Source organism: Photobacterium sp. 53610, assembly GCF_036409375.1.
Lineage (GTDB): Bacteria > Pseudomonadota > Gammaproteobacteria > Enterobacterales > Vibrionaceae > Photobacterium.
Window position 1 is genome coordinate 38,352 of record NZ_JAXOFS010000014.1, and the last position, 22,852, is coordinate 61,203.

Genomic DNA, 22,852 nt, shown 5'->3' on the forward strand with positions numbered 1-22,852 from the left:
TTGCCGCGGCTGGGCGACACTGCTTCACAGAGGCTGTCCATTACCGGCAACCAGTTATCGGCAAAGCAATTACCAGTCAACCGATGCCGACCGTGCCGTGCCGTCCGAACCCCCTTGCCGAGAAACCAGGGCAGCCTAACGGAGCGAGAATGCCATGCCGCAACCTTTCAACACGACGCTGATCCCCTTTGATCGTCTGGATCTCAGCCAGCAATCCCGGCTGGTCAATGCCCTGGATGTCGCCTATTTTCGTGCGGGGGAAGTGATCATTCATGCCGGAGCTGACTGTCAGTCACTGCATATCATCATGAAAGGGAGCGTTGAGGAAACTTCTGCCGATCAGCAGGAACATTTCGCCCACTACACCACAGACGATCTGTTTGACGTCCGGGCGCAGCTCAGCGGCCACAGCCGTCACCAGTACCGGGCCGTTGAAGACACCCTGTGCTACCTACTCCCGCAACCGATTTTTGCCGAGTTTTATCGGCAGAACCCGGATTTCGCGGCCTATTTCGATACCAATCTGGCGACCCGTCAGCAGTTGCTGGAGCAGGCCCACCGCCAGCCGAATCTGGCCGAATTCATTCTGACCCGCATCCGCCCCGATAACATCCAGCCTTGCCTGATGTTGAGCGCAGACACCGATCTGCATACCGCGACAGCCCGGATGCGCCAGCAAAACAGTGATGCCGCCTTTGTGATCCTGCCGGACAGCGCGCTGCACAGGTTCGGCATCGTAACCCGGACCGATCTTTTGCATGCCGTGATGCTGGACGGCAAAGCTAGCAGTACGCCGGTCAGCCAGATTGCGACCACACCGGTGATCAGCATTGAACAGGGGGATTACCTGTTTAATGCCATGATTGCCATGACCCGGCATCGGGTGAAACGAGTGCTGATCACCCAGGGGGAGGACATCGCCGGGATGCTGGATATGACCCAGGTTCTGAGTCTGTTTTCCACCCATTCCCATGTGCTGGCGCTTCGCATTGCCCGGGCCGCCAGCATTGAAGAACTGGCCCTGGCTTCGGAAAGTCAGCCCTCTCTGGTGCAAACCCTGTTTAACAACGGCATCCACACCCGCTTTGTCATGGCGCTGATTGCCAGCATCAATGAACAGATAATCGAGAAAGCTTTCCAGCTGGTGGTCCCGGCGGATCGTCAGGAACAATGCTGCCTGCTGGTCCTGGGATCGGAAGGTCGCGGGGAACAGATTCTGAAAACCGATCAGGACAATGCCCTGATCCTCGCTGACGGCGTTGACTGGCCCGACGCCCACACCGTGATGACGACCCTGAGTGACACCCTGTGCCAGCTGGGCTATCCGGCCTGTCCGGGCAAGGTCATGGTCAGTAACCCGGAATGGGTGCACAGCGTCTCCGGCTGGCAGCAAACCATCCGGCAATGCTGTGACCAGGGCGATGAAAACGCGATGATGACTCTGGCGATTCTGGCTGACGCCCAGGCCGTCGCCGGCAACCGGAAGTTACTGGAACCGGTGAAACAGGCGCTGCACCATCAGCTGGCCAGCCAGGAGTTACTGTTGTCGACCTTTGCCCGTCCAGCCATGAAATTCAGCGTTCCCCTGACCCTGTTCGGCCAGATCAAACGCAGCAAACACGGGCCGGATATCAAGCGCGGCGGCATCTTTCCGATTGTGCATGGTGTCCGGACTCTGGCACTGGAATATGACGTGGCTGAAACCAATACCTTCAGCCGCCTGACCGCCCTCGAGCAACGCAAGGTTCTGGAACCGACCACGGCCTCAAACCTGAGTGAGGCCCTGAAGCTGTTTATCCGGCTCAGACTCAGGCAGCAGCTCAGTCTCAACGATGAAACCCTGACTGCCGGTCAGCAGCACCAGTTGGATCTGGCCGCTCTGAGCCGGGCTGAACGGGATGTCTTACGCCACAGTCTGCACGTGGTGAAAAAATTCAAGGAATGGCTCAGCTATCATTACCAGCTCAGGGACTGATAGCCGGATTACGGTGAGAAACACATGAATATACTGCGTCGTTGGTGGTATCAGTACAAATTCCGCCAACATCCAATCAAAGCCCTGTTTGAACGTTACCGCGGTGAAGAGCTGGTGTCGCTCGACTGTGAAACCACCAGCCTGGACCCGGCCAGCGCTGAACTGGTCTCAATTGCGGCCACCCGCATCCGTGCGAACCGGATCCTGACCAGCGAGTCGCTGCACCTGACGCTCAGCCCGCCCGACAGTCTGAATGCCGACTCCGTCACGATCCACCGATTGCGTCATCAGGATCTGAAACACGGGCTGGACGCTCAGGAAGCGCTGACCCAGCTTCTGGACTTTATCGGAAACCGTCCCCTGGTTGGCTACCATATCCGCTATGACAAGACGATCCTTGACCGCTATTTCCGACGGTTATTTGGTTTTGCCCTGCCCAACCGGCTGGTAGAGGTCAGTCACCTGTACCATGAACAGCTGGAGCGCCAGTTACCCAATACCAGCTATGATTTAAGTCTGGAAGCCATCCGCCGTCATTTGGATCTGCCTCAGAGTGAGCGGCATGATGCCCTTCAGGACAGTATCACTGCCGCACTGATTTATGTCCGGCTGAAACACGGGGATCTGCCGAGCCTGACATCGCCGCCGTTTTTTTCGAACCCGTCCGCCCGGCACGATGCAACCCGGTGTAAAACCGGAGAAAAAGTCATGACAGCGCACACTCATCCTAAAGTCTAATTGAGGAAGTACGCAATCTGGCACAAGTTAAGAGAAAGCGATTGATCCGGTCCGCTCAGGACGATGACGGAAACACAAGGAGAATAGAATGAGTGAGGTTCACGTTTACCCTGTCAACCAGCAGATTGCTAAGCGGGCTCATATCACGGAAGAGCAATACCGCGAGATGTACCAGCAGTCTGTCACCAACCCGGAAGCCTTCTGGGGCGAGCAAGGCAAAATCGTTGACTGGATCACCCCTTACACCAAAGTAAAACAAACCTCTTTCGATACCGGCCATGTCAGCATCAACTGGTTTGAAGACGGCACTCTGAACGTCTCAGCCAACTGCCTTGACCGTCACTTGGCCACCCGTGGCGATCAGCCCGCCATCATCTGGGAAGGTGATGACCCAAGCGACGATGCTACCCTGACCTACAACGAACTGCATCAGCAGGTCTGCCTGTTCGCCAACGCACTGAAAGCACAGGGCGTACAAAAAGGCGATGTGGTGTGCCTGTACATGCCGATGGTCGCAGAAGCCGCAGTCGCAATGCTGGCCTGTACCCGGATCGGGGCAGTCCACACCATTGTCTTCGGGGGTTTCTCTCCGGAAGCGCTGGCCGGTCGGATCATTGACTCAAAAGCCAAAGTCGTGGTGACTGCGGATGAAGGTGTCCGCGGCGGCCGTATTGTGCCGCTGAAAAAGAACGTTGATGACGCCCTGAAAAATCCGGAAGTCGACAGTGTAGAGAAAGTTGTGGTCTTCCAGCGTACCGGCAATCCAGTCGCATGGGAAAGCAACCGTGATGTCTGGTGGCATGAAGCCACTGCAAATATGCCTGCGCAATGTGAACCTGAGCCGATGAATGCGGAAGACCCGCTGTTTATCCTCTATACCTCAGGGTCAACCGGCAAACCGAAAGGTGTCCTGCATACCACCGGCGGTTATCTGGTGTATGCCACCATGACCTTCAAATACGTCTTCGATTATCAGGAAGGCGAGGTGTACTGGTGTACCGCCGATGTGGGCTGGATCACCGGCCACAGCTATCTGGTTTATGGTCCGCTGGCAAACGGCGCCACGACCCTGCTGTTCGAAGGGGTACCGAATTATCCGTCCACAGCACGCATGAGCGAAGTCGTTGACAAGCATCAGGTCAATATCCTGTATACCGCACCAACGGCGATCCGTGCGCTGATGGCCAAAGGCAATGAAGCCATTGAAGGCACAAACCGCTCCTCACTCCGCATTATGGGTTCTGTGGGTGAGCCGATAAACCCGGAAGCCTGGGAATGGTATCACCGGACCATCGGCGACAGCCGCTGCCCTATTGTGGATACCTGGTGGCAAACTGAGACCGGCGGCATTCTGATCACACCACTGCCGGGGGCGACGGCACTGAAACCGGGCTCAGCAACCCGTCCGTTCTTTGGTGTGCAGCCTGCGCTGGTCGACAATATGGGCAATATTCTTGAAGGCGCCACCGAAGGCAATCTGGTGATCCTGGACAGCTGGCCGGGACAGATGCGCACGCTGTGGGGCGATCATGATCGCTTTGAACAGACTTACTTCTCGACCTTTAAAGGCATGTACTTTACCGGAGACGGCGCACGCCGTGACGAGGACGGTTATTACTGGATCACCGGTCGTGTGGATGATGTGCTGAACATTTCCGGTCACCGGATGGGAACCGCGGAAATCGAATCAGCGCTGGTGGCCTTTGATAAAATCGCAGAAGCAGCCATCGTGGGGGTTCCGCACGACATCAAAGGACAGGCCATTTACGCTTATATCACGCTGAACGATGGTGTGGTGCCGACCGCCGAGCTCCATAAAGAAGTGAAAGACTGGGTACGGAAGGAAATCGGCCCGATCGCAACGCCAGACTTCCTGCACTGGACCGATGCTCTGCCGAAAACCCGTTCCGGTAAGATCATGCGCCGAATTCTGCGCAAAATCGCCACCGGGGACACCGGTTCACTGGGTGATACCTCGACTCTGGCCGATCCAAGCGTGGTTGATAAACTGATTGCGGAGAAAGAAAAGGTCATCTGACCCCAATCTCAACACCGAACTCCGTTCAAGCCGCCGTCAGGCGGCTTTTTTTATCCCCGAACACCGCAATTCAAGCCTGTTTCTCCGCGCATCCCGCGTTCAGTCCGGGAACTCTCCGCAGCCCCCCGCTGTCAGACAGGATTGCAGAGTAACTTTTTGGAACCTGCAGCATTCTGCCGTGATTTTCAGCAAAACCGATTAAGATTCAACGCGATTGGCCGCTTATGTTCTAAGTGGGCGTCATCAGGCGGCTATCTTACTGAAGCGTCGGTGAAAATGAAGGCAACACGTCGCAAATCAAGCCGTCTGCGTACAGGTGTAAGGTCAAAAAAGCGGTGATTAGACCAGTATTTTGCTGCGAATTGCGCTGAATTCTCTATAATTGAGCGACAAACAGGTTAAAAGCCGTGATGGTTTGCATGAAAGGAAGCAAAGTCACAGTTTTTTTGTGCTTTGACACTTGATTCGGCAAGAACAGGTCAAGAACGAGTATAGATAACTGAATATGTCGACTAATTACCGTATTTTACTACTGAACGGACCCAATCTGAATTTGCTGGGACTGCGAGAGCCCGGCCACTACGGTCAGCAGACGCTGGATCAGATTGTCGCAAACCTGAGTGCCCAAGCCAAGAATCTGGGCGTGACACTGGATCACCTGCAGTCCAATGCAGAACACGAACTGATTGAGGCCATCCACCAGGCCCATGGCAAGGTGGACTTTATCCTCATCAATCCGGCCGCCTATACCCATACCAGCGTCGCCATCCGCGATGCGCTGCTGGGGGTGGCGATCCCGTTTATTGAAATACATTTGTCTAATGTGCACGCCCGCGAGCCTTTCCGCCATCACTCTTATCTGTCAGACAAGGCAGTCGGCGTGATCTGCGGCCTGGGTCCGGATGGTTATGAATTCGCCCTGGAGGCAGCCGTGCGCCGCCTTCAGAACGCTCAATGAACAAACATAAAGAGAACAGATACATGGATATTCGCAAGATCAAGAAACTTATCGAACTGGTAGAAGAATCAGGCATCTCTGAGCTGGAAATCTCTGAAGGTGAAGAGTCCGTACGCATCAGCCGCACCTCTGCTGCTGCGCACGTTGCTCCTGCGCACGTTTACGCTGCAGCACCAGCGCCTGTTGCTGCGCCGGCACCTGCGGCACCAGTTGAAGCGGCTGCACCAGCAGCACCTGCCGCTGCTGAGCCTGCTGGTCACAAAGTTCTGTCACCAATGGTCGGTACTTTCTACCGTGCACCAAGCCCGGAAGCGAAGCCATTCATTGAAGTGGGTCAGAGCGTAAACGTTGGCGATACCCTGTGTATCGTTGAAGCGATGAAGATGATGAACCAAATCGAAGCTGATAAAGCCGGTACTGTAGTTGCAATTCTGGCTGAAAACGGTGACCCGATTGAGTTTGATCAACCACTGGTTATCATCGAGTAACTGGGGCGCTTATGTTAGATAAAGTAGTCATCGCAAACCGCGGCGAGATCGCCCTGCGTATCTTGCGTGCCTGTAAAGAGCTGGGGATCAAAACGGTGGCTGTGCATTCCACCGCTGACCGCGATCTGAAACACGTATTGCTGGCAGACGAGTCGATCTGTATCGGCCCTGCGCGTGGTACGGACAGCTACCTGAATATTCCACGCATTATCAGTGCGGCTGAAGTCACCGGTGCGGTTGCTATCCACCCGGGTTACGGCTTCCTGTCTGAGAATGCTGACTTTGCTGAGCAGGTTGAGCGCTCAGGCTTCATCTTCGTCGGCCCGAAAGCTGAAACTATCCGCCTGATGGGTGACAAAGTTTCTGCGATCAACGCGATGAAGAAGGCCGGTGTACCTTGCGTACCGGGTTCTGACGGCCCGCTGGGCAACGATGAAGCGAAAAACAAATCAATCGCGAAGCGCATCGGTTTTCCGGTAATCATCAAAGCCTCCGGCGGCGGCGGTGGTCGTGGTATGCGCGTTGTCCGCAAAGAAGCGGATCTGGTTCAGTCCATCGCGATGACCCGTGCAGAAGCCAAAGCAGCATTCAACAACGATATGGTGTACATGGAGAAATTCCTGGAAAACCCACGTCATATCGAAGTTCAGGTTCTGGCTGACGGCCAGGGCGGCGCAATCCACCTGGGTGAGCGTGACTGTTCGATGCAGCGTCGTCACCAGAAAGTGGTTGAAGAAGCTCCGGCACCAGGCATCACCGAAGAAATGCGTAAGTACATCGGTGAGCGTTGTACCCGTGCATGCCTTGAAATCGGTTACCGCGGTGCAGGTACGTTTGAATTCCTGTACGAAAACGGCGAGTTCTATTTCATTGAAATGAACACCCGGATTCAGGTTGAGCACCCAGTGACTGAAATGGTCACCGGCGTTGACCTGATCAAAGAGCAGCTGCGTATTGCTGCCGGTCAGCCGCTGTCATTCAGCCAGAGCGACATTCACATGCGTGGTCACGCGATTGAGTGCCGTATCAATGCTGAAGATCCGGTGCGTTTCCTGCCGTCTCCGGGCAAGATCGAGCGTTTCCACCCGCCAGGTGGTATGGGTATCCGCTGGGAATCCCACATTTACGCTGGCTACACGGTCCCGCCGCACTACGATTCTATGATCGGTAAACTGATTGCTTACGGTGAGAACCGTGACGTGGCTATTTCGCGTATGCGTAATGCCCTGAACGAAATGATCATCGACGGCATCAAAACCAACGTTCCGCTGCAGAAAGACATCATGGCAGACGAGAACTTCCAGCATGGTGGCGCCAACATCCACTATCTGGAGAAAAAACTGGGTCTGCAATAAGCCTCTCAGTTTTCCACCGATTCAGGCTGCCTCCGGGCAGCCTTTGTTTTTCCTCAACTTCCTGCACAACGCCTCTGGCACCGCCTGACATCATTTGACACAATAATGCCCTTTCTTGATCGTTAAACCCTTTTTTACAGACTTCTGAGCCGGTTTCGACGCCATTTCCCGACATTTAAGATCGAAACACGGACCGACAGGAACTTCAGTATGAAGACACTTTCTACCCGTTACCAACAGGCACACAGAGAAGCCAGATGGGCACTGGGGCTGGCTGTTGCCTACTTCCTGTGGTGGTATTGCTCCGCCTATTTCTTTGCGCCGGACTCAGCCCGGGACACCCTCCCTGAACTGTACTGGGGCTTTCCGCTCTGGTTCCTGCTGGCCTGCTTGGCTGGCCCGGTACTCTTTACCCTACTGTGCGCCCTGATGGTGAAATACATCTATCAGGATATGCCGCTTGATGTTGGTGAGGAAAATGCCGATGAATAACCAACTGCTGATCCCGCTCATCCTCTATCTTGTAGCCGTGTTTGCGCTGGCATACTTCACCCGGCGCCAGAGACAGCAAGACAGCGGCTTTCTGAGTGAATACCTGCTGGGGAACCGCAGCATGGGCGGCTTTGTGCTCGCCATGACCCTTGCCGCAACCTATGCCAGTGCCAGCTCCTTCATCGGCGGCCCTGGTGCGGCCTACAAAATGGGACTGGGCTGGGTACTGCTGGCGATGATTCAGCTCCCGGCCGCCTGGCTGACACTGGGCGTACTGGGGAAGAAATTTGCCATCGAAGCCCGCAAGCACAACGCACTGACCCTGAATGACATGCTCTACGCCCGCTACCAGAATCGTGGGGTGGTGATTTTTGCTTCTCTGGCATTGCTGCTGGCATTTTTCGGCACCATGGTGGTTCAGTTTGTCGGCGGCGCCCGGCTGTTGCAAACCGTCACCGGTCTGTCTTATTCACAGGGACTGATGATCTTTGCCGCCACCGTCGGGCTGTACACCACCATTGGCGGATTCCGGGCCGTGGTGATGACCGACACCCTTCAGGGCATCATGATGATCATCGGGACACTGGCGCTGCTGGCCGGCATTATTCATGCCGGTGGCAGCGTCGGTGAACTGGTAACAACGCTGCATCAGATTGATCCGGCACTGATTTCTCCCTACGGACCAGACAACTTTCTGTCGCAGCCCTTTATGCTCAGTTTCTGGGTGCTGGTCTGCTTCGGAGTCATCGGCCTGCCTCACGCCGCTGTACGCTGTATGTCTTACAAAGACAGCAAATCCCTGCATCAGGGTATGGTGATCAGTACCGTGATGGTGGCTTTTCTGATGCTGGGTATGCATCTGGCTGGTGCATTGGGCCGGGCGCTGGTGCCTGACATCGCCACTCCGGATCAGATCATGCCGACGCTGATGATGACGGTCCTGCCGCCAGTGGTGGCGGGTATCTTCCTGGCCGGTCCAATGGCGGCCATCATGTCGACCATCGACTCCCAGCTGATCCAGGCATCCGCCACACTGCTCAAAGATCTTTATCTCAACTACATCAACCCGAAAGCAGCACAACAGGCGGATATCACCGAAAAACTGCCGAAACTTTCCCTCTGGGTGACCGGCATTTTTTCCGTGCTGGTTTTTGTCGCAGCAACCAACCCGCCAGACATGATCATCTGGCTCAACCTGCTGGCGTTCGGGGGCATGCAAGCCGTCTTCCTGTGGCCGCTGGTTTTGGGGCTGTACTGGCAGAAAGCCTCAGCCGCAGGTGCCTTTGCTTCCATGGTGGCCGGGCTGGGCTGCTACACGGCCCTGACCGTTTTCAAACCGGATCTCGGCGGGATCCATGCCATCGTCCCGACGCTGCTGGTGGGTCTGATCAGCTTTGTGGCTGGCAGTTATGCCTGGCCTGCGCGGCAGCCAGACTTACAGCCTCAGGTCTGATCCACTATACAGTCATCAAACAGCGCCATTTGGTGCTGTTTTTTCATCTCGAACCAGCAGCCCCTGCCGTGCGTATCAGGAAGCTGATGCGGACTGACTACTTTTCGTGCTACACTCCGCGGCCTTGAACCACAGTCCCTTTGAAAGCGAATGTACCCATGCCTTGGATTCAACTGAAACTGAATGCCACCGCCGCCAATGCCGAAGCCATTGGTGATCTGCTGATGGAAGAAACCGGTGCCCTGTCGGTCACTTTTCTGGATGCCCATGACACCCCCGTCTTCGAGCCACTGCCGGGTGAAACCCGCCTGTGGGGCGATACGGATGTCGTCGGCCTGTATGACGCAGAAAGCGATATGGACATGGTGCTCAGCCTGCTGAAAAACAGCCCCCTGCTGGCCGACGATTTCGCTTGTAAAGTCGAGCAGCTGGAAGACAAAGACTGGGAACGCGAGTGGATGGATAACTTCCACCCGATGAAATTCGGAACCCGCCTGTGGATCTGTCCGAGCTGGCGTGAAGCCCCTGAACCGGATGCAGTCAATGTATTACTGGATCCGGGCCTGGCGTTCGGCACCGGGACCCACCCGACAACCTCACTGTGTCTGGAGTGGCTGGACAGCCAGGATCTGACCGGAAAAACCGTGATCGATTTCGGCTGTGGCTCCGGCATTCTGGCGATTGCTGCGCTGAAACTGGGCGCGGCCAAAGTGATTGGGATCGACATCGATCCGCAGGCCATCCTGGCTTCCCGTGACAATGCGGAACGCAATGGTGTCGCTGAGCGTCTGGAACTGTACCTCCCGGCTGAACAGCCGGAAAATCTGCAGGCTGATGTCGTGGTCGCCAATATTTTGGCTGGTCCGCTGCGCGAACTGTCGCCGGTGATCAAGAGCCTGGTCCGGGACGGCGGCCTGCTGGCAATTTCCGGTGTGCTGGAAAGTCAGGCAGAAGACGTGGCCAGCCACTACAGCGATGAACTGACGCTGGATCCGATTGCCGCCCGTGAAGAATGGTGCCGGATTTCAGGCCAAAAAGGCTAATTTGGACAAAATTGTCCATTGGCCAATTTCTGAGCAATTCACTGAATTCCATGGTCTTTTAGCCCCCAATTCAGGAATGCTCAAATATTGGCCTTTTCAGCACCACAAAAAATGCGTAAAATGCGCGCCCTTACTGGCATAGTCAGGAACAGACGTTGAAGATCGGTCCTTATCAATTAGACAACCCGTTAATTGTCGCCCCCATGGCGGGCGTGACCGATCGTCCGTTTCGGGAACTGTGCTTGCGCCACGGCGCAGGTATGGCCGTCAGCGAAATGATGTCTGCAAACCCAGACGTTTGGAAAACTGCCAAGTCGCTCAACCGCATGGTGCATGAAGGTGAGTCTGGCCTCCGTTCGGTACAGATTGCCGGGGCAGATCCCCAGCAAATGGCCGATGCCGCCCGCTTCAGCGTGGCGCATGGTGCTCAGATCATCGATATCAACATGGGTTGCCCGGCGAAGAAAGTAAACAAACGCCTGGCAGGCTCTGCCCTGCTGCAGTACCCGGACCTTGTCGAGGATATCCTCAAGGCCGTGGTCAACGCCGTGGACGTCCCTGTGACGCTCAAAACACGGACCGGCTGGGATACAGAGAACCGAAACTGTGTCGCGATCGCACAGCTCGCTGAACACTGTGGCATTCAGGCCCTGGCGCTGCACGGCAGAACCAAAGCCTGTATGTACAAAGGGGAAGCGGAATACGATTACATCAAGGCAGTGAAACAGGCAGTGTCGATTCCTGTGATTGCGAACGGTGATATCGACTCGCCGGAAAAAGCACGCTTCGTCCTGGATTATACCGGGGCCGATGCCTTGATGATTGGTCGCCCTGCACAGGGCAGACCCTGGATTTTTCGCGAAATCCAACATTACTTAACAACCGGGGAACACTTGCCTGCGCCTTCTTTTGAAGAAGTCAGCAGCATTCTGATGGAGCATGTACAGGCACTCCACGCCTTTTACGGGGAGTACCAGGGGCTACGCATTGCACGCAAACACGTGTCTTGGTACCTCAAAGAACAGGCTTCTGCAGGTGATTTCCGCCGGACCTTCAACGCTATCGAGGATGCCCAACAGCAGCTCGATGCGCTGCAAGGCTACTTCGACAACGTTGCATAAATACCAGAAGAGCTTACAGAATATGTTCGAACAAAATCTGACTTCCGAAGCACTTACAGTGACTACAGTCACTTCTCAAGACCAAATCACTCAGAAGCCTCTGCGTGACTCCGTCAAAGCCTCGCTAAAGAACTATCTCGCCCAGCTGAATGGTCAGGACGTCGATGATCTGTACGAGCTTGTACTGGCAGAAGTTGAGCAACCCCTGCTGGACACCATCATGCAGTACACCCGTGGTAACCAAACCCGCGCTGCAACCATGATGGGCATCAACCGCGGTACCCTGCGTAAGAAACTGAAAAAGTATGGTATGAACTAATTTTTTAATTCCTTACTTTTTTATTTCCCCCGTTTTTTAATATTAAAAATGGGGGATCCTTCTTTTAAACTGTACAACATCACTTCCCCCCTTCTCTAACAAGTCAGACGTATTTTTCAAACAATTTCAATAATTGAAATTGCTGCGAAAAGTAGTTTCTGTTGATTTCAATTTGAATTCCCCTCCGGCACGCTTGTCCAGATATTGATCGATATGTTTGAATCGAACTCATACGCAAAAACACACATCTATTGCTTTGAAAGGACAGTATATTTTCATTAATATATGCAACTTGATTTTCAAATGAGAGATGCATAACAGTGAAAATAAATCAACTAACATTCTTGATAACCGGGATTACGCTTTTAAGCGTTAGCTCATTATCGCAAGCATCCAGCTGGCCTGGAGTACAACGTTCAAACTATGGTATTGATTTATCAGGTCAAGCAGATGTGGACCAAAATGGTGCAGCCAACTACAGGCTCGCATTAGAATTGCCTCCTGGCATTAAAGGGCATGCTCCAGACTTAGCATTGCACTACAACAGCCAGAGCAAAGATGGCATCTTTGGTGCAGGGTGGTCTCTTTCTGGCCTATCATCAATTAGCAGATGCCCATCAAATAACTACCTTGACGGTTACATTGATATTGTAGATTTCGATGAAAAAGATAAGTTTTGTCTGGATGGTGAACGGCTCATTATCGTAGATGAAAGCACGGCAAACCAAACCGAATACAGGACGGCCCGAGAAAGCTATAGAAAAGTTATTGCTTTAGGTCCAAAAAATAATCCATCAATGTTCCAGGTATGGAACCCTGATGGCTTTAAAAGTGAATACACATCTAATGTAAAAACTGCAAATAAAAGCAAAAACATTAGTTGGTCACTGATGTCTACTAGCGATAAAGCTGGCAACGAAATTCATTACGAATATAAAACTGATCCTTCTTCTGGTGAGAGCATAATAAGCGAAATCTCATATAACTCTAATCATATAAAATTTAACTACGAGAATAAGACACATAAAATTAGCTCTTATGTTCATGGAAACAAAACATCCCTAAATCATAGAATTGATGAAATAACAATCTCTCAAATAGAAGAGCCCATCAGGAATTATAAATTTAAATACCAATCTGGTAATGATATTTTACAAAAAATTACGACTGCTAACAGTGGGTGTAAAGATGAAACATGTGAGGTTAGCATTGACCTTAAGTGGAAATATCAACCAATGGGGAATTTTTCTGCTGCAAAACACTTAATTCGTAGTTTTGGAAAAGATGCTGAAGGATGGAATAATAAAGACCACATTCGTTTAACTTCAGATATAGATGGTGATGGTCGTACTGACATTATTGGTTTTTCCAATAATGGTGTTCAAGTCTCTTTTTCCGAAGGTAATACATATAGTTCACCAAGACAATTAATCAATTATTTTGGTAAAGATGCTGGAAAATGGAGTAATTCAGACCATATTAGAACTGTCGCAGATGTTAATGGCGATGGCTTAACAGATATCATTGGATTTTCTAATAGTGGTGTGCAAGTATCATTTTCTCAAGGACGAAGCTTTAGTTCACCACGCAATTTGCTAAAAGCATTCGGTAAAGATACAGGCTGGACAGTTAAAGACCATCCCAGAATAATGGCGGATGTCAATGGAGATGGTAAAGCTGATATTGTCGGATTCGGTAATAATGGCGTCTATGTTTCATTTTCTACAGGAAACTCTTTTTCTACGCCTAAACATATGCTTCGAGCATTTGGAAAAGATACTGGCGGATGGAGTACTAATGATCATATAAGAACGATGGCTGACATCAATGGAGATGGCAGAGCGGATATTGTAGGATTTTCTAATAGTGGTGTAGAAGTTTCATTATCTCAAGGAAACTCATTTTCTGCTCCCAAAAGATTACTTAACACTTTTGGAAAAAATGATGGTTGGAAGAACTATGATCACCCTCGATTTTTGGCTGATGCAAATGGAGATGGCAAGGCTGATATCATAGGATTTTCCCATAATGGTGTCATTGTATCTTTCTCTAAGGGTGATGGGTTTACTGCACCTAAACGCTTAATTAATAGTTTCGGAAATGGTGTAGGCGGGTGGAATACTAGTGATCACCCCAGAACAGTCGCTGATGTGAATGGTGATGGCCGAGCCGATATCATTGGGTTTGCAAATGATGGTGTAAATATTTCTTTTTCTCTCGGTGAAACTTTCACAGCACCAAAGCGAGTAATTAATAGCTTTGGTAAATATAGTGGAGGATGGAGTACAAAAGATCATCTTAGGATGTTAGCAGATACTGATGGAGATGGTACTGCAGATATTATCGGCTTTGGAAATGCTGGCGTATATATATCTAATTCAACAAGCGCATCTCCATTATTATTGTCTGTGACTTCTTCACTTGGAAATGTTGTAACATTCGATTATTCACCACTTACAGATAATAATGTATACAAAAAATTAAATAGTGAACAGTATCCTATATCAGAAGTACAAGCTCCAATCTATGTTGTAAAATCATTACACAGAAGCTCCCAAAATAGTAAGACCCAAAGCTCAAGTTATTATTATCATGGATTTCGTGTTCACAAACTCGGAGCGGGTAGCCTAGGTTTTTCTAAAATACAAAATTGGGATCAATCAAACAATCTGATAACTACGACAACTTACAGTCAAAATACAGGAGACTTATTACAAGGAGCCCTAGTAAAAAGAGAAATCTGTATATTTGATGGAAGAGGAAAAATTAGCTTTGATTACTGTGATGAAAATCCAAGTACTCTACTGGAACAAACAGTCAATCAATGGAAAGTTTATAAACCCACTGGTATTCCAGAGCCGATTGAACGATTTAAACGCTCTATTTCTTTTACAAGTGCTCCAGTATTAAAACCAGCACAACGCTATATTCAGCATCTGATTAAATCTACCACTAAGAAGTGGGATTTGAATGGGGAATTGATATCAACACAAGTATATGAATCTGAATTTGAACCAGATTATGGTCAATTAATACGCAAAACTATTGAAACTCAAGACCACATTAACCAACGTTGGCACAAAGAAATCACTTCTAATAGTTATGTTCCTGTTACATCAGAAATACAGGACCGCTGGTTAATAAATCTTATTGAACATCAATCTACCTTCATCTCAGGCAGCCATCTTAAAAGTACAGAAAATACAGTGCGTTATGAATACAATGAATTGGGCCTCCTCACGAAGGAAGTTCGTGAAGAGGGTGAGCCTGAACAGTTTGCAACATCCTATAGTGATTTTGATCGTGGTTTAGCCCAGACAGTAACTGAATCTTGGCAGAGGCTGCCTAACGATGGTCTTCCATCAAACTCTAGGACAACTCAATTATCATATGATGCTTTTGGATTTATTAAATCAAGAACAAATGCTGTTGGATACCAAACCAACTACCAATATGATCCTCGTTCAGGCTTGCTCCTCAATTCAACAGATACCAATGGTAGGCAAGTAAATAATTTCTATGATGACTGGGGAAGGCTCATCGGTGAAAGGCTTTCTGATGGTAGCTGGAAAACCACAACATATAAACAAAGCCATGATCAAGAAGTTGCTTATCGTATCCTAGCCCAAAGAAGTGATGCACCGACTGTAGAACATTATATTGACGCTTTACATCGTGAAGTTCGCCGAGATGTTTCCTTATTTGGAGGAGAGAAATCAATTTCTGTCAAAAAATATGATTCTCTTGGACGGTTAATTTTTGAATCTGCACCAGATTATCATGTTTCATATGAAGGAACTTCATTTGAATATGATTTGCTTAATAGAGTGAAACAGATAACACGTGCTGATAATTCAAAAACCACTTATTTCTATGAACCATTAACGATGACATCGGTGAACGCCAAAGGCCAAAAAGCGATCACTCGTTCTAATGCATGGGGATGGAATATAGAAAAATCAGATGATAATAATAACACCACAGCTTATCGATATGATGGACGTGGGAATATTATTGAAACAATTGATCCTAACGGCAATAAAATCATTGTCGATTACGATCGCTTTGATAGAAAAACATCCATTCATGATCCAAATACTGGATCTAATTCCTATACATTAAATGGGTTAGGATTAATTTCAAAAAGTGTGAATGGCAATAACCAAAGTATTATTTTTGAGTATGATTTACTTGGTCGTCAAACATACCGAAACATTGAAGATGTTAAAAGAAAAGCTGGAAACATTGAGACTATTTGGAAATACAGTGAGAGTCATGGCGATACTGGACTATTAGAGTCCATTACACAAGACAATTACATTGAAAGGTATTCATATGACGCACAAGGAAGAATGTCATCAAAGAAAATCAACATTGGAAACAATGAATTCAATTACCAATGGTCCTACAATAATAATGGTCGTGTCGAAGAAAAAGTTCTACCAAACGATCTTAGCGTCCAATATATATATGATCAATTTGGATATTTAACAACAATTAAAAACTCTACCGAGAGAACTCCATATTGGGAGTTACTGTCAATGGATACAAGAGGAAACATCACTTCAACTCAGCTGGGTGGTGGAATCACGACAACAAAATATTTTGATTCGATCACTGGAAATCTAACCAACATTTCAAGTAATAACTTGATTGGAAAAACAATTCAATCCGTTAACTATGAATATGATGAGATTGGAAATGTTACACAAAAATCATGGTCACAGTTTAACAAGTCATTCATAGAAAATTTCGAATATGACAGTTTAAATAGATTAATTTCATCATCTGGTGTGAGCAATCAAGATTTAAAATATGATGCTTTAGGAAATATCACCTATAAATCAGATGTTGGCACTTATCAATATAACTCTTCTCGTCCACATGCTGTAAGCTCAATTAGCGGCATAAGGAGCGCTGAATACTTATATGATAACGCGGGTAACCAAATTGAAGGTGATGGAAGAACTATCACATATAGCGCTTTCAATAAACCTCTAACAATTTCAAACAAAGAAGGAACAACTACTTTTGAATATGGTCCATCATTAGAAAGAACAATCAGGAATGATGTAAATAAAAACCGAACTACCTATTATGTTGATCGCGATTATGAGCAAGTAAATGAAAATGGAAAAATTACTCATCGATACTTTATTGCTGACCAAGTAATAGTTGAAAAAGATAGCGAAGGTTCCGCTAAAAACAAATACCTTTTTAAAGACCATCTTAACTCAGTTCTCCTTATAACAGATCAATTGGGAGAAATAGAGTATCAAACTAGCTATGATGCTTGGGGTAAATCACGAATTCTTCCAGGACAAGAAGATTATGAGCTCAGCCAAAACTCATACTCAGATGGATTAACAGGAAGACTTGGGTTTTCCAGTCATGAAAATCTAACGGAATCTAACTTAGTGCATATGACAGGGAGACTGTACGACCCTGTCATTGGGCGATTCCTAAATCCTGATCCTATTGTTCAAGATGATATTGGGGGCGGACAAGGTTTCAACCGATACAGTTATGTTCAAAATAACCCATTAAAATACACTGATCCTTCAGGTTATTCCATCAGTGGCTTTTTCAAGAAAACAGGAAAGTTCATTGATAAATATTGGAAAGTCGGTGTTGCAATTGCCGCTTCAGTTTTCACTTATGGCTATGCCTCGGGTTGGGCGGCTGGATTCCTAAGTTCACAAGTTGCAATCGGTGCAACTGGCGGAGCTGCTGCAGGATTTGTATCTGGTGCAATTCTCAGTGGAACATGGGAAGGTGCATTCCAGGGAGCGTTAGCTGGCATGATTACTGGCGGATTCAGCAAATTAACAGGAAGCTGGAAAGTAGATTCACTTGGCACCTTTGCAAAAAGAATTGGGACTTCTGCAGTAGGTGGATGTGCTAGTGCTGCTGCCGTAGGCGGTAGATGCTCTCAAGGAGCCAGACTTGCTGGTATTGGTGAGGCTTTTCGGGCTGGAATTGAATGGTTTACAGGCTATGAACCAACAACGAAGCGTGCAACACAAGGCGCTTTAAACAAAACGAACAGCTCAACAAGCGGGTATTCAGGCCCTGCACATAATCCTAAACTTGATATTTGCAGCTCGGATTTCAGTAAATGTGGGCCACTTTTCAATCAGGTCGGAGAAGCCAATAGCAGCCATTTCCTTATGGGAGAAAAAGGTGCATTTATGAGTTTTCTATCAACAAAAGTACCTGGCTTCAACTCAGGTGCGGTTCTTCATGATGTCTTTGTTGGCACGGTCCAAAGATCGCTGGGCATTTGGAGTAACCCTGGTCTGGTTTCTGGAATTGTTACAAACCAAGTTTCTATTATTCCAGTAATTGCCTTTAACTATGCTGCATTACACCAAATGGTACAATTACAAGCCTACCAATATGAGCAGCTAATGAAAAAGTAGTACGCTGATCTACAGATGTGTTTAGCCCCATAAAATTAGGGCCTTAGATGAAGCCAGCAGCTAACCCCTGCTGGCTTTTACTTTGATATATTTGCCTGACTGGTGCTACCATTCGCTTCTCCATCTTCATAGAAGATGACAACCTGACTTGAAATTTTCCCCATTGCCAAACTCTAAGACAGTCTAGAGTTTTTACATATTCCGGTTCACTTGTTAAGCCATCCACTTGCTTCAGACAGCACATATCGTAATTTTATTACAATCTCATCAGCCAGTACTTTGCCATTATTTATTTTGCCCTTCAAACAAAAACCCAGCAGTGATCCACATCACTCTAGATTCGCTCAACCCATCCGGAAAATACTAATTGTGTGATTCTTATCACCAAAAGTTTAAATAGCAAACAGTCGGTAATTGAGGTGCTGATCACCTAAAATTAATTTGACAATTTTAAAACTCAAGTAATGTAAGGGAATTACAGCGACGGAATGATGCTGGGATCACAATAATTTGGTGGGGATGGGCTAAGAAAGGAGACGGGAGTCACGAAACCCCCGTCATCAGTTTGGTTTTCAGGATCTGTGGTAGATTGATTGGGTACGAAGCAATCGACGGTTTTGGCGAACCGTTATCCACACAACAGAACTTAAAACTGAACATCAAACGGGGAAAGGTCATGATATCACCAGACACCAAGATCAAGATACAGAATTTTGGTCGCTTCCTCTCCAACATGGTAATGCCCAATATTGGTGCATTCATCGCTTGGGGGTTTATCACCGCACTGTTTATTCCGACCGGCTGGCTGCCAAATGAGACGATCGCCAAGCTGGTTGGCCCGATGATCACCTACCTGCTGCCGCTGCTGATTGGTTATACCGGCGGTAAACTGGTTGGTGGCGACCGGGGCGCTGTCGTCGGTGCCGTCACCACGATGGGTGTGATTGTCGGTACCGATATTCCTATGTTCATGGGGGCCATGATTGTCGGCCCGATGGGCGGCTGGGCCATTAAGCACTTTGATAAAGCCGTGGAAGGCAAAATCAAAAGCGGCTTCGAAATGCTGGTCAATAACTTCTCAGCCGGCATCATTGGTATGATCTGTGCCATTATTGCCTTCTTCCTGATCGGCCCTTTCGTGAAGATTCTCTCCGGTGGCCTGGCAGCAGGTGTGAACTTCCTGGTGGATGCCGGATTGTTACCCCTGACCTCAATTTTCGTTGAACCGGCGAAGATCCTCTTCCTGAATAATGCGATTAACCACGGCATTTTCTCGCCGCTGGGAATCCAGCAATCCAATGAAATCGGCCAGTCCATCTTTTTCCTGATTGAAGCCAACCCGGGGCCTGGGCTTGGTATTTTACTGGCATACATCATGTTCGGTCGCGGCACGGCAAAACAAACCGCCGGGGGTGCTGCCATCATTCACTTCTTCGGTGGGATCCACGAGATTTACTTCCCGTATATTCTGATGAATCCGCGCCTGATCCTGGCCGCCATAGCCGGCGGGATGACAGGGGTTTTCACCCTGACCCTGTTCCACGCAGGTCTGGTTTCTCCCGCTTCACCGGGCTCAATCTTTGCTGTCATGCTGATGGCGCCGAAGTCTTCCATGGTCGGTGTCCTGTGCTCCATTGCAGCAGCGGCAAGCGTATCCTTCCTGGTTGCGTCACTCCTGCTGAAAACCCAGAAAGTGACCGACGAAGATGACGGTACCTCGCTGGAAGCAGCCAGTGAAAAAATGAAGGCCATGAAATCCGGTAAATCCTCTGAAGGCAAGGCCACGGTCAATGCAAAACAGTCTTCCGGGGCAGAACTGAGCCAAGTGCGCCGTATGATTGTCGCCTGTGATGCCGGCATGGGGTCGAGTGCCATGGGTGCCGGTCTGCTGCGCAAAAAAGTGAATGAAGCCAGACTGAATATTGAGGTCACCAACAGTGCCATCAATAACCTGCCGGATGATGTCGATGTAGTGATCACACACCGGGATCTGACGGAACGTGCCCGCAAGCACGCTCCGCATGCCTGTCATATTTCACTGACCAACTTCATGGACGGTCAGGTTTATAACGATCTGATCACCCGGATTATCGCCGCCAGCAGTCCGGATGCCGCCAATGACCCGACACTGGTCAAGCTGACCCCGGTGGCAGCCAACGATGATTCACTGACACCGCAGCCACCCTCAGTGTTCCAGATCCAGGCCGACAATATTCATCTGGGACTGAGAGCTACAAATAAGGAAGAAGCCATCCGCTTCGCCGGTGAACAACTGGTGAAACTGGGCTATGCCGAACCAGATTACGTGAATGCCATGTTCGACCGTGAAGCCCTGGTCCCCACTTATCTCGGCGAGTCCATTGCGGTGCCGCACGGCACGGTCGAGGCCAAGGACCGCGTGATCAAAACCGGCATCGTCATTTGCCAGTATCCGGACGGCGTCCTGTTTACCGAAGACGAAGATGACATCGCCCATCTGGTGATCGGCATCGCCGCCAAAAATGATGAACATATTCAAGTGATTACAACCATCACCAATGCACTGGATGATCCTGAGGCCATTGAGCGCCTCAAACGGACGCAGGACGTGCAAGAAGTGCTGAGCATTCTTGCCAGCGAAGAAGCAGCCTGAGGCAGTGTCTTTCGGGGCCGGGCTTGCCGGCCTCTCTCATTGAAGGTAGGAATCATCATGAAAGCAGTTCATTTTGGCGCTGGCAATATCGGCCGCGGATTCATCGGTAAAGTTCTGGCAGATGCACAGGTCAATGTTACTTTTGCCGACGTCAACGAGCCACTCATCGATCAGCTCAGCCATGCGCAGTCTTATACCGTCAAAGTGGTAGGCAACGACTGCCATCTCGATACGGTCAGTCATATCACAGCCGTGAATGCCGCAGGGCCGGATGTCATCGATCAAATTGTCCAGACAGATTTGATCACCACAGCCGTCGGCCCGGCGGTACTGGATAAAATCGCCAGAACCATTGCCGAAGGGCTGACCAAGCGGTTTGCTTCGGGCAACCAGCAGCCCCTGAATATCATCGCCTGTGAAAACATGGTCCGGGGCACCACTCACCTGAAAGCCGAAGTCTACAAACATTTGTCGCCGGCGGATCAGGCTCTGGCAGATGACTACGTGGGTTTTGTTGACTCTGCTGTCGATCGCATCGTCCCGCCCGCGGATGCCGCCAACGACGATCCGCTGGAAGTCACCGTCGAAAGTTTCAGCGAGTGGATTGTCGACCAGCAACAGTTTAAAGGCGACATTCCTGCCATCGCTGGCATGGAAACCACCAACGATCTGATGGCATTTGTTGAACGGAAGTTGTTTACACTCAACACAGGTCATATCATGACGGCGTATCTGGGCGCTTTGCGCGGTTATGAAACCATCCGGGATGCCATTGAGGATAACGATATTCGTGCTCAGGTCAGAAATGCCATGCGCGAAAGCGGTGAAGTGCTGATCCGCCGCTACGGCTTCGACCGGGACCAGCACAATGCCTATATCGAAAAAATCCTGACCCGTTTTGCCAATCCCTTCCTGCGTGATGAGATTGACCGGGTCGGCCGACAGCCCATCCGTAAACTGGGCAGTAACGACCGGCTGATTAAACCATTACTGGGAACGATTGAATACGGAACCCCCAACCAAACCCTGATCACCGGGATTGCGGCGGCACTGAAGTACGTCAATCCCAGCGATCCGCAGGCGATCGAGTTACAAAACACATTGAGAGAAAAAGGGGTATGCCAGACACTGGCTCAATACACCGGACTGGATGCTGGCAGCGATGCGGCCCGCCGTATTGAACAGTGCTATCAGGCCTTATCCTGAAAATATACGGGGAGTGCACTCCCCGTTTTTTGCAGCAAAGAGAACTTTTATCCATGCCACCATGTGAACACGAAGCAGACATTATTGAGCGACTGAACGAAGCCAACACAGTCCGCGGCTTTTTCATTGCCACTGTTGAGATTCTGGAGGAAGCGGTGGACAGACTGATCCAACGGATTTTCCGGAAAGATGACTTTGCGGTGAAGTCCGTGGTGGAGCCTTTGTTGCACGATTCTGGCCCACTCGGAGAACTGACGGTTCGTCTGAAACTACTGTATGGACTGGGCGTCATTGCGCAGCCTGTTTATCAGGATATAGAACGCTGTCTTCGGATCAGAGACATGCTCAACCGGGACGGCTCTGAATACAGCTTTACGGACCCTAAAATCATCAAAGAGATTAAAGCGCTGCATCAGGCGAATGTGATGTGCGTGGCTCAGCTCGACATGGCCCCCATCTCTGAAGACATTGATCTCAGCTTCTATCAGATGCAAATGGCCCGGCAGGAACAGGTGGTGAAATCTACTCTGGCACTGGCCATTTCAGGGATTGCGACTGAACTGAACAAAGACAGCCCGTTTTAATCCACGGTCTGTCTCTGCCCATGCAAGC

The 22,852-nt window shown here is 49.6% G+C and carries 15 protein-coding genes; all 15 read left to right on the plus strand.

Going from position 1 to position 22,852, the window contains the following annotated elements; genetic code table 11:
- The first annotated feature begins 154 nt into the window (after nucleotides 1-154).
- The 15 genes from SPK40_RS20545 (at nucleotide 155) to SPK40_RS20615 (ending at nucleotide 22,824) form a co-directional block, all read left to right on the plus strand.
- Nucleotides 155-1,975: a DUF294 nucleotidyltransferase-like domain-containing protein gene (locus tag SPK40_RS20545; protein WP_330961731.1), complete on the plus strand. Its 1,821-nt coding sequence runs from the start codon at nucleotides 155-157 to the stop codon at nucleotides 1,973-1,975.
- Between the two features lie 24 nt (nucleotides 1,976-1,999).
- A complete protein-coding gene (locus SPK40_RS20550; RefSeq protein ID WP_330961732.1) occupies nucleotides 2,000-2,713 on the plus strand; it encodes a 3'-5' exonuclease in 714 nt (237 codons plus the stop codon).
- An 88-nt stretch (nucleotides 2,714-2,801) separates the two neighbouring features.
- A complete protein-coding gene (gene acs, locus SPK40_RS20555; RefSeq protein ID WP_330961733.1) occupies nucleotides 2,802-4,751 on the plus strand; it encodes an acetate--CoA ligase in 1,950 nt (649 codons plus the stop codon).
- A 505-nt stretch (nucleotides 4,752-5,256) separates the two neighbouring features.
- On the plus strand, nucleotides 5,257-5,709 hold the full coding sequence (gene aroQ / locus SPK40_RS20560; RefSeq protein WP_330961734.1) for a type II 3-dehydroquinate dehydratase: 453 nt from the start codon (nucleotides 5,257-5,259) through the stop codon (nucleotides 5,707-5,709).
- 23 nt (nucleotides 5,710-5,732) lie between these two features.
- On the plus strand, nucleotides 5,733-6,197 hold the full coding sequence (gene accB / locus SPK40_RS20565; protein WP_330961735.1) for an acetyl-CoA carboxylase biotin carboxyl carrier protein: 465 nt from the start codon (nucleotides 5,733-5,735) through the stop codon (nucleotides 6,195-6,197).
- An 11-nt stretch (nucleotides 6,198-6,208) separates the two neighbouring features.
- Nucleotides 6,209-7,552 (plus strand): acetyl-CoA carboxylase biotin carboxylase subunit, encoded by a 1,344-nt coding sequence (accC, locus tag SPK40_RS20570; protein ID WP_248144338.1) that lies wholly within the window; start codon nucleotides 6,209-6,211, stop codon nucleotides 7,550-7,552.
- A 210-nt stretch (nucleotides 7,553-7,762) separates the two neighbouring features.
- Nucleotides 7,763-8,044, plus strand: a complete 282-nt coding sequence (locus SPK40_RS20575) for a YhdT family protein (protein ID WP_330961736.1) — start codon at nucleotides 7,763-7,765, stop codon at nucleotides 8,042-8,044.
- Nucleotides 8,037-9,497 carry a sodium/pantothenate symporter gene (gene panF / locus SPK40_RS20580; protein ID WP_330961737.1) on the plus strand — a complete coding sequence of 487 codons (1,461 nt, stop codon included), beginning with the start codon at nucleotides 8,037-8,039 and terminating at the stop codon, nucleotides 9,495-9,497. Before SPK40_RS20575 ends, panF begins: the two co-directional genes overlap by 8 nt.
- A 158-nt stretch (nucleotides 9,498-9,655) precedes the next feature.
- Entirely contained in the window at nucleotides 9,656-10,540 is an 885-nt protein-coding gene (gene prmA, locus SPK40_RS20585; protein ID WP_330961738.1) for a 50S ribosomal protein L11 methyltransferase, read from the plus strand.
- Between the two features lie 155 nt (nucleotides 10,541-10,695).
- The gene (gene dusB / locus SPK40_RS20590; protein WP_248144342.1) at nucleotides 10,696-11,661 is read left to right on the plus strand and encodes a tRNA dihydrouridine synthase DusB; all 966 of its coding nucleotides are present in this window, start codon (nucleotides 10,696-10,698) and stop codon (nucleotides 11,659-11,661) included.
- Between the two features lie 22 nt (nucleotides 11,662-11,683).
- Nucleotides 11,684-11,980 (plus strand): DNA-binding transcriptional regulator Fis, encoded by a 297-nt coding sequence (gene fis, locus SPK40_RS20595; protein WP_027254108.1) that lies wholly within the window; start codon nucleotides 11,684-11,686, stop codon nucleotides 11,978-11,980.
- A 320-nt stretch (nucleotides 11,981-12,300) separates the two neighbouring features.
- Nucleotides 12,301-18,402, plus strand: coding sequence for an FG-GAP-like repeat-containing protein (locus SPK40_RS20600; protein ID WP_330961739.1), 6,102 nt, complete (start codon nucleotides 12,301-12,303; stop codon nucleotides 18,400-18,402).
- Between the two features lie 676 nt (nucleotides 18,403-19,078).
- Nucleotides 19,079-21,034, plus strand: a complete 1,956-nt coding sequence (locus tag SPK40_RS20605) for a PTS mannitol transporter subunit IICBA (protein WP_330961740.1) — start codon at nucleotides 19,079-19,081, stop codon at nucleotides 21,032-21,034.
- Nucleotides 21,035-21,091: 57 nt separating this feature from the next.
- Entirely contained in the window at nucleotides 21,092-22,240 is a 1,149-nt protein-coding gene (locus SPK40_RS20610) for a mannitol-1-phosphate 5-dehydrogenase (RefSeq protein WP_330961741.1), read from the plus strand.
- Between the two features lie 53 nt (nucleotides 22,241-22,293).
- A complete protein-coding gene (locus tag SPK40_RS20615; RefSeq protein ID WP_330961742.1) occupies nucleotides 22,294-22,824 on the plus strand; it encodes an MltR family transcriptional regulator in 531 nt (176 codons plus the stop codon).
- Nucleotides 22,825-22,852 lie beyond the last annotated feature (28 nt).

Excerpts from the sequence above, each read along its gene's own strand:
- SPK40_RS20545 (WP_330961731.1), top strand. The coding sequence starts at position 155 with ATGCCGCAACCTTTCAACACGACGCTGATCCCCTTTGATCGTCTGGAT.
- SPK40_RS20550 (WP_330961732.1), top strand. The coding sequence starts at position 2,000 with ATGAATATACTGCGTCGTTGGTGGTATCAGTACAAATTCCGCCAACAT.
- acs (WP_330961733.1), top strand. The coding sequence starts at position 2,802 with ATGAGTGAGGTTCACGTTTACCCTGTCAACCAGCAGATTGCTAAGCGG.
- aroQ (WP_330961734.1), top strand. The coding sequence starts at position 5,257 with ATGTCGACTAATTACCGTATTTTACTACTGAACGGACCCAATCTGAAT.
- accB (WP_330961735.1), top strand. The coding sequence starts at position 5,733 with ATGGATATTCGCAAGATCAAGAAACTTATCGAACTGGTAGAAGAATCA.
- accC (WP_248144338.1), top strand. The coding sequence starts at position 6,209 with ATGTTAGATAAAGTAGTCATCGCAAACCGCGGCGAGATCGCCCTGCGT.
- SPK40_RS20575 (WP_330961736.1), top strand. The coding sequence starts at position 7,763 with ATGAAGACACTTTCTACCCGTTACCAACAGGCACACAGAGAAGCCAGA.
- panF (WP_330961737.1), top strand. The coding sequence starts at position 8,037 with ATGAATAACCAACTGCTGATCCCGCTCATCCTCTATCTTGTAGCCGTG.
- prmA (WP_330961738.1), top strand. The coding sequence starts at position 9,656 with ATGCCTTGGATTCAACTGAAACTGAATGCCACCGCCGCCAATGCCGAA.
- fis (WP_027254108.1), top strand. The coding sequence starts at position 11,684 with ATGTTCGAACAAAATCTGACTTCCGAAGCACTTACAGTGACTACAGTC.
- SPK40_RS20605 (WP_330961740.1), top strand. The coding sequence starts at position 19,079 with ATGATATCACCAGACACCAAGATCAAGATACAGAATTTTGGTCGCTTC.
- SPK40_RS20610 (WP_330961741.1), top strand. The coding sequence starts at position 21,092 with ATGAAAGCAGTTCATTTTGGCGCTGGCAATATCGGCCGCGGATTCATC.
- SPK40_RS20615 (WP_330961742.1), top strand. The coding sequence starts at position 22,294 with ATGCCACCATGTGAACACGAAGCAGACATTATTGAGCGACTGAACGAA.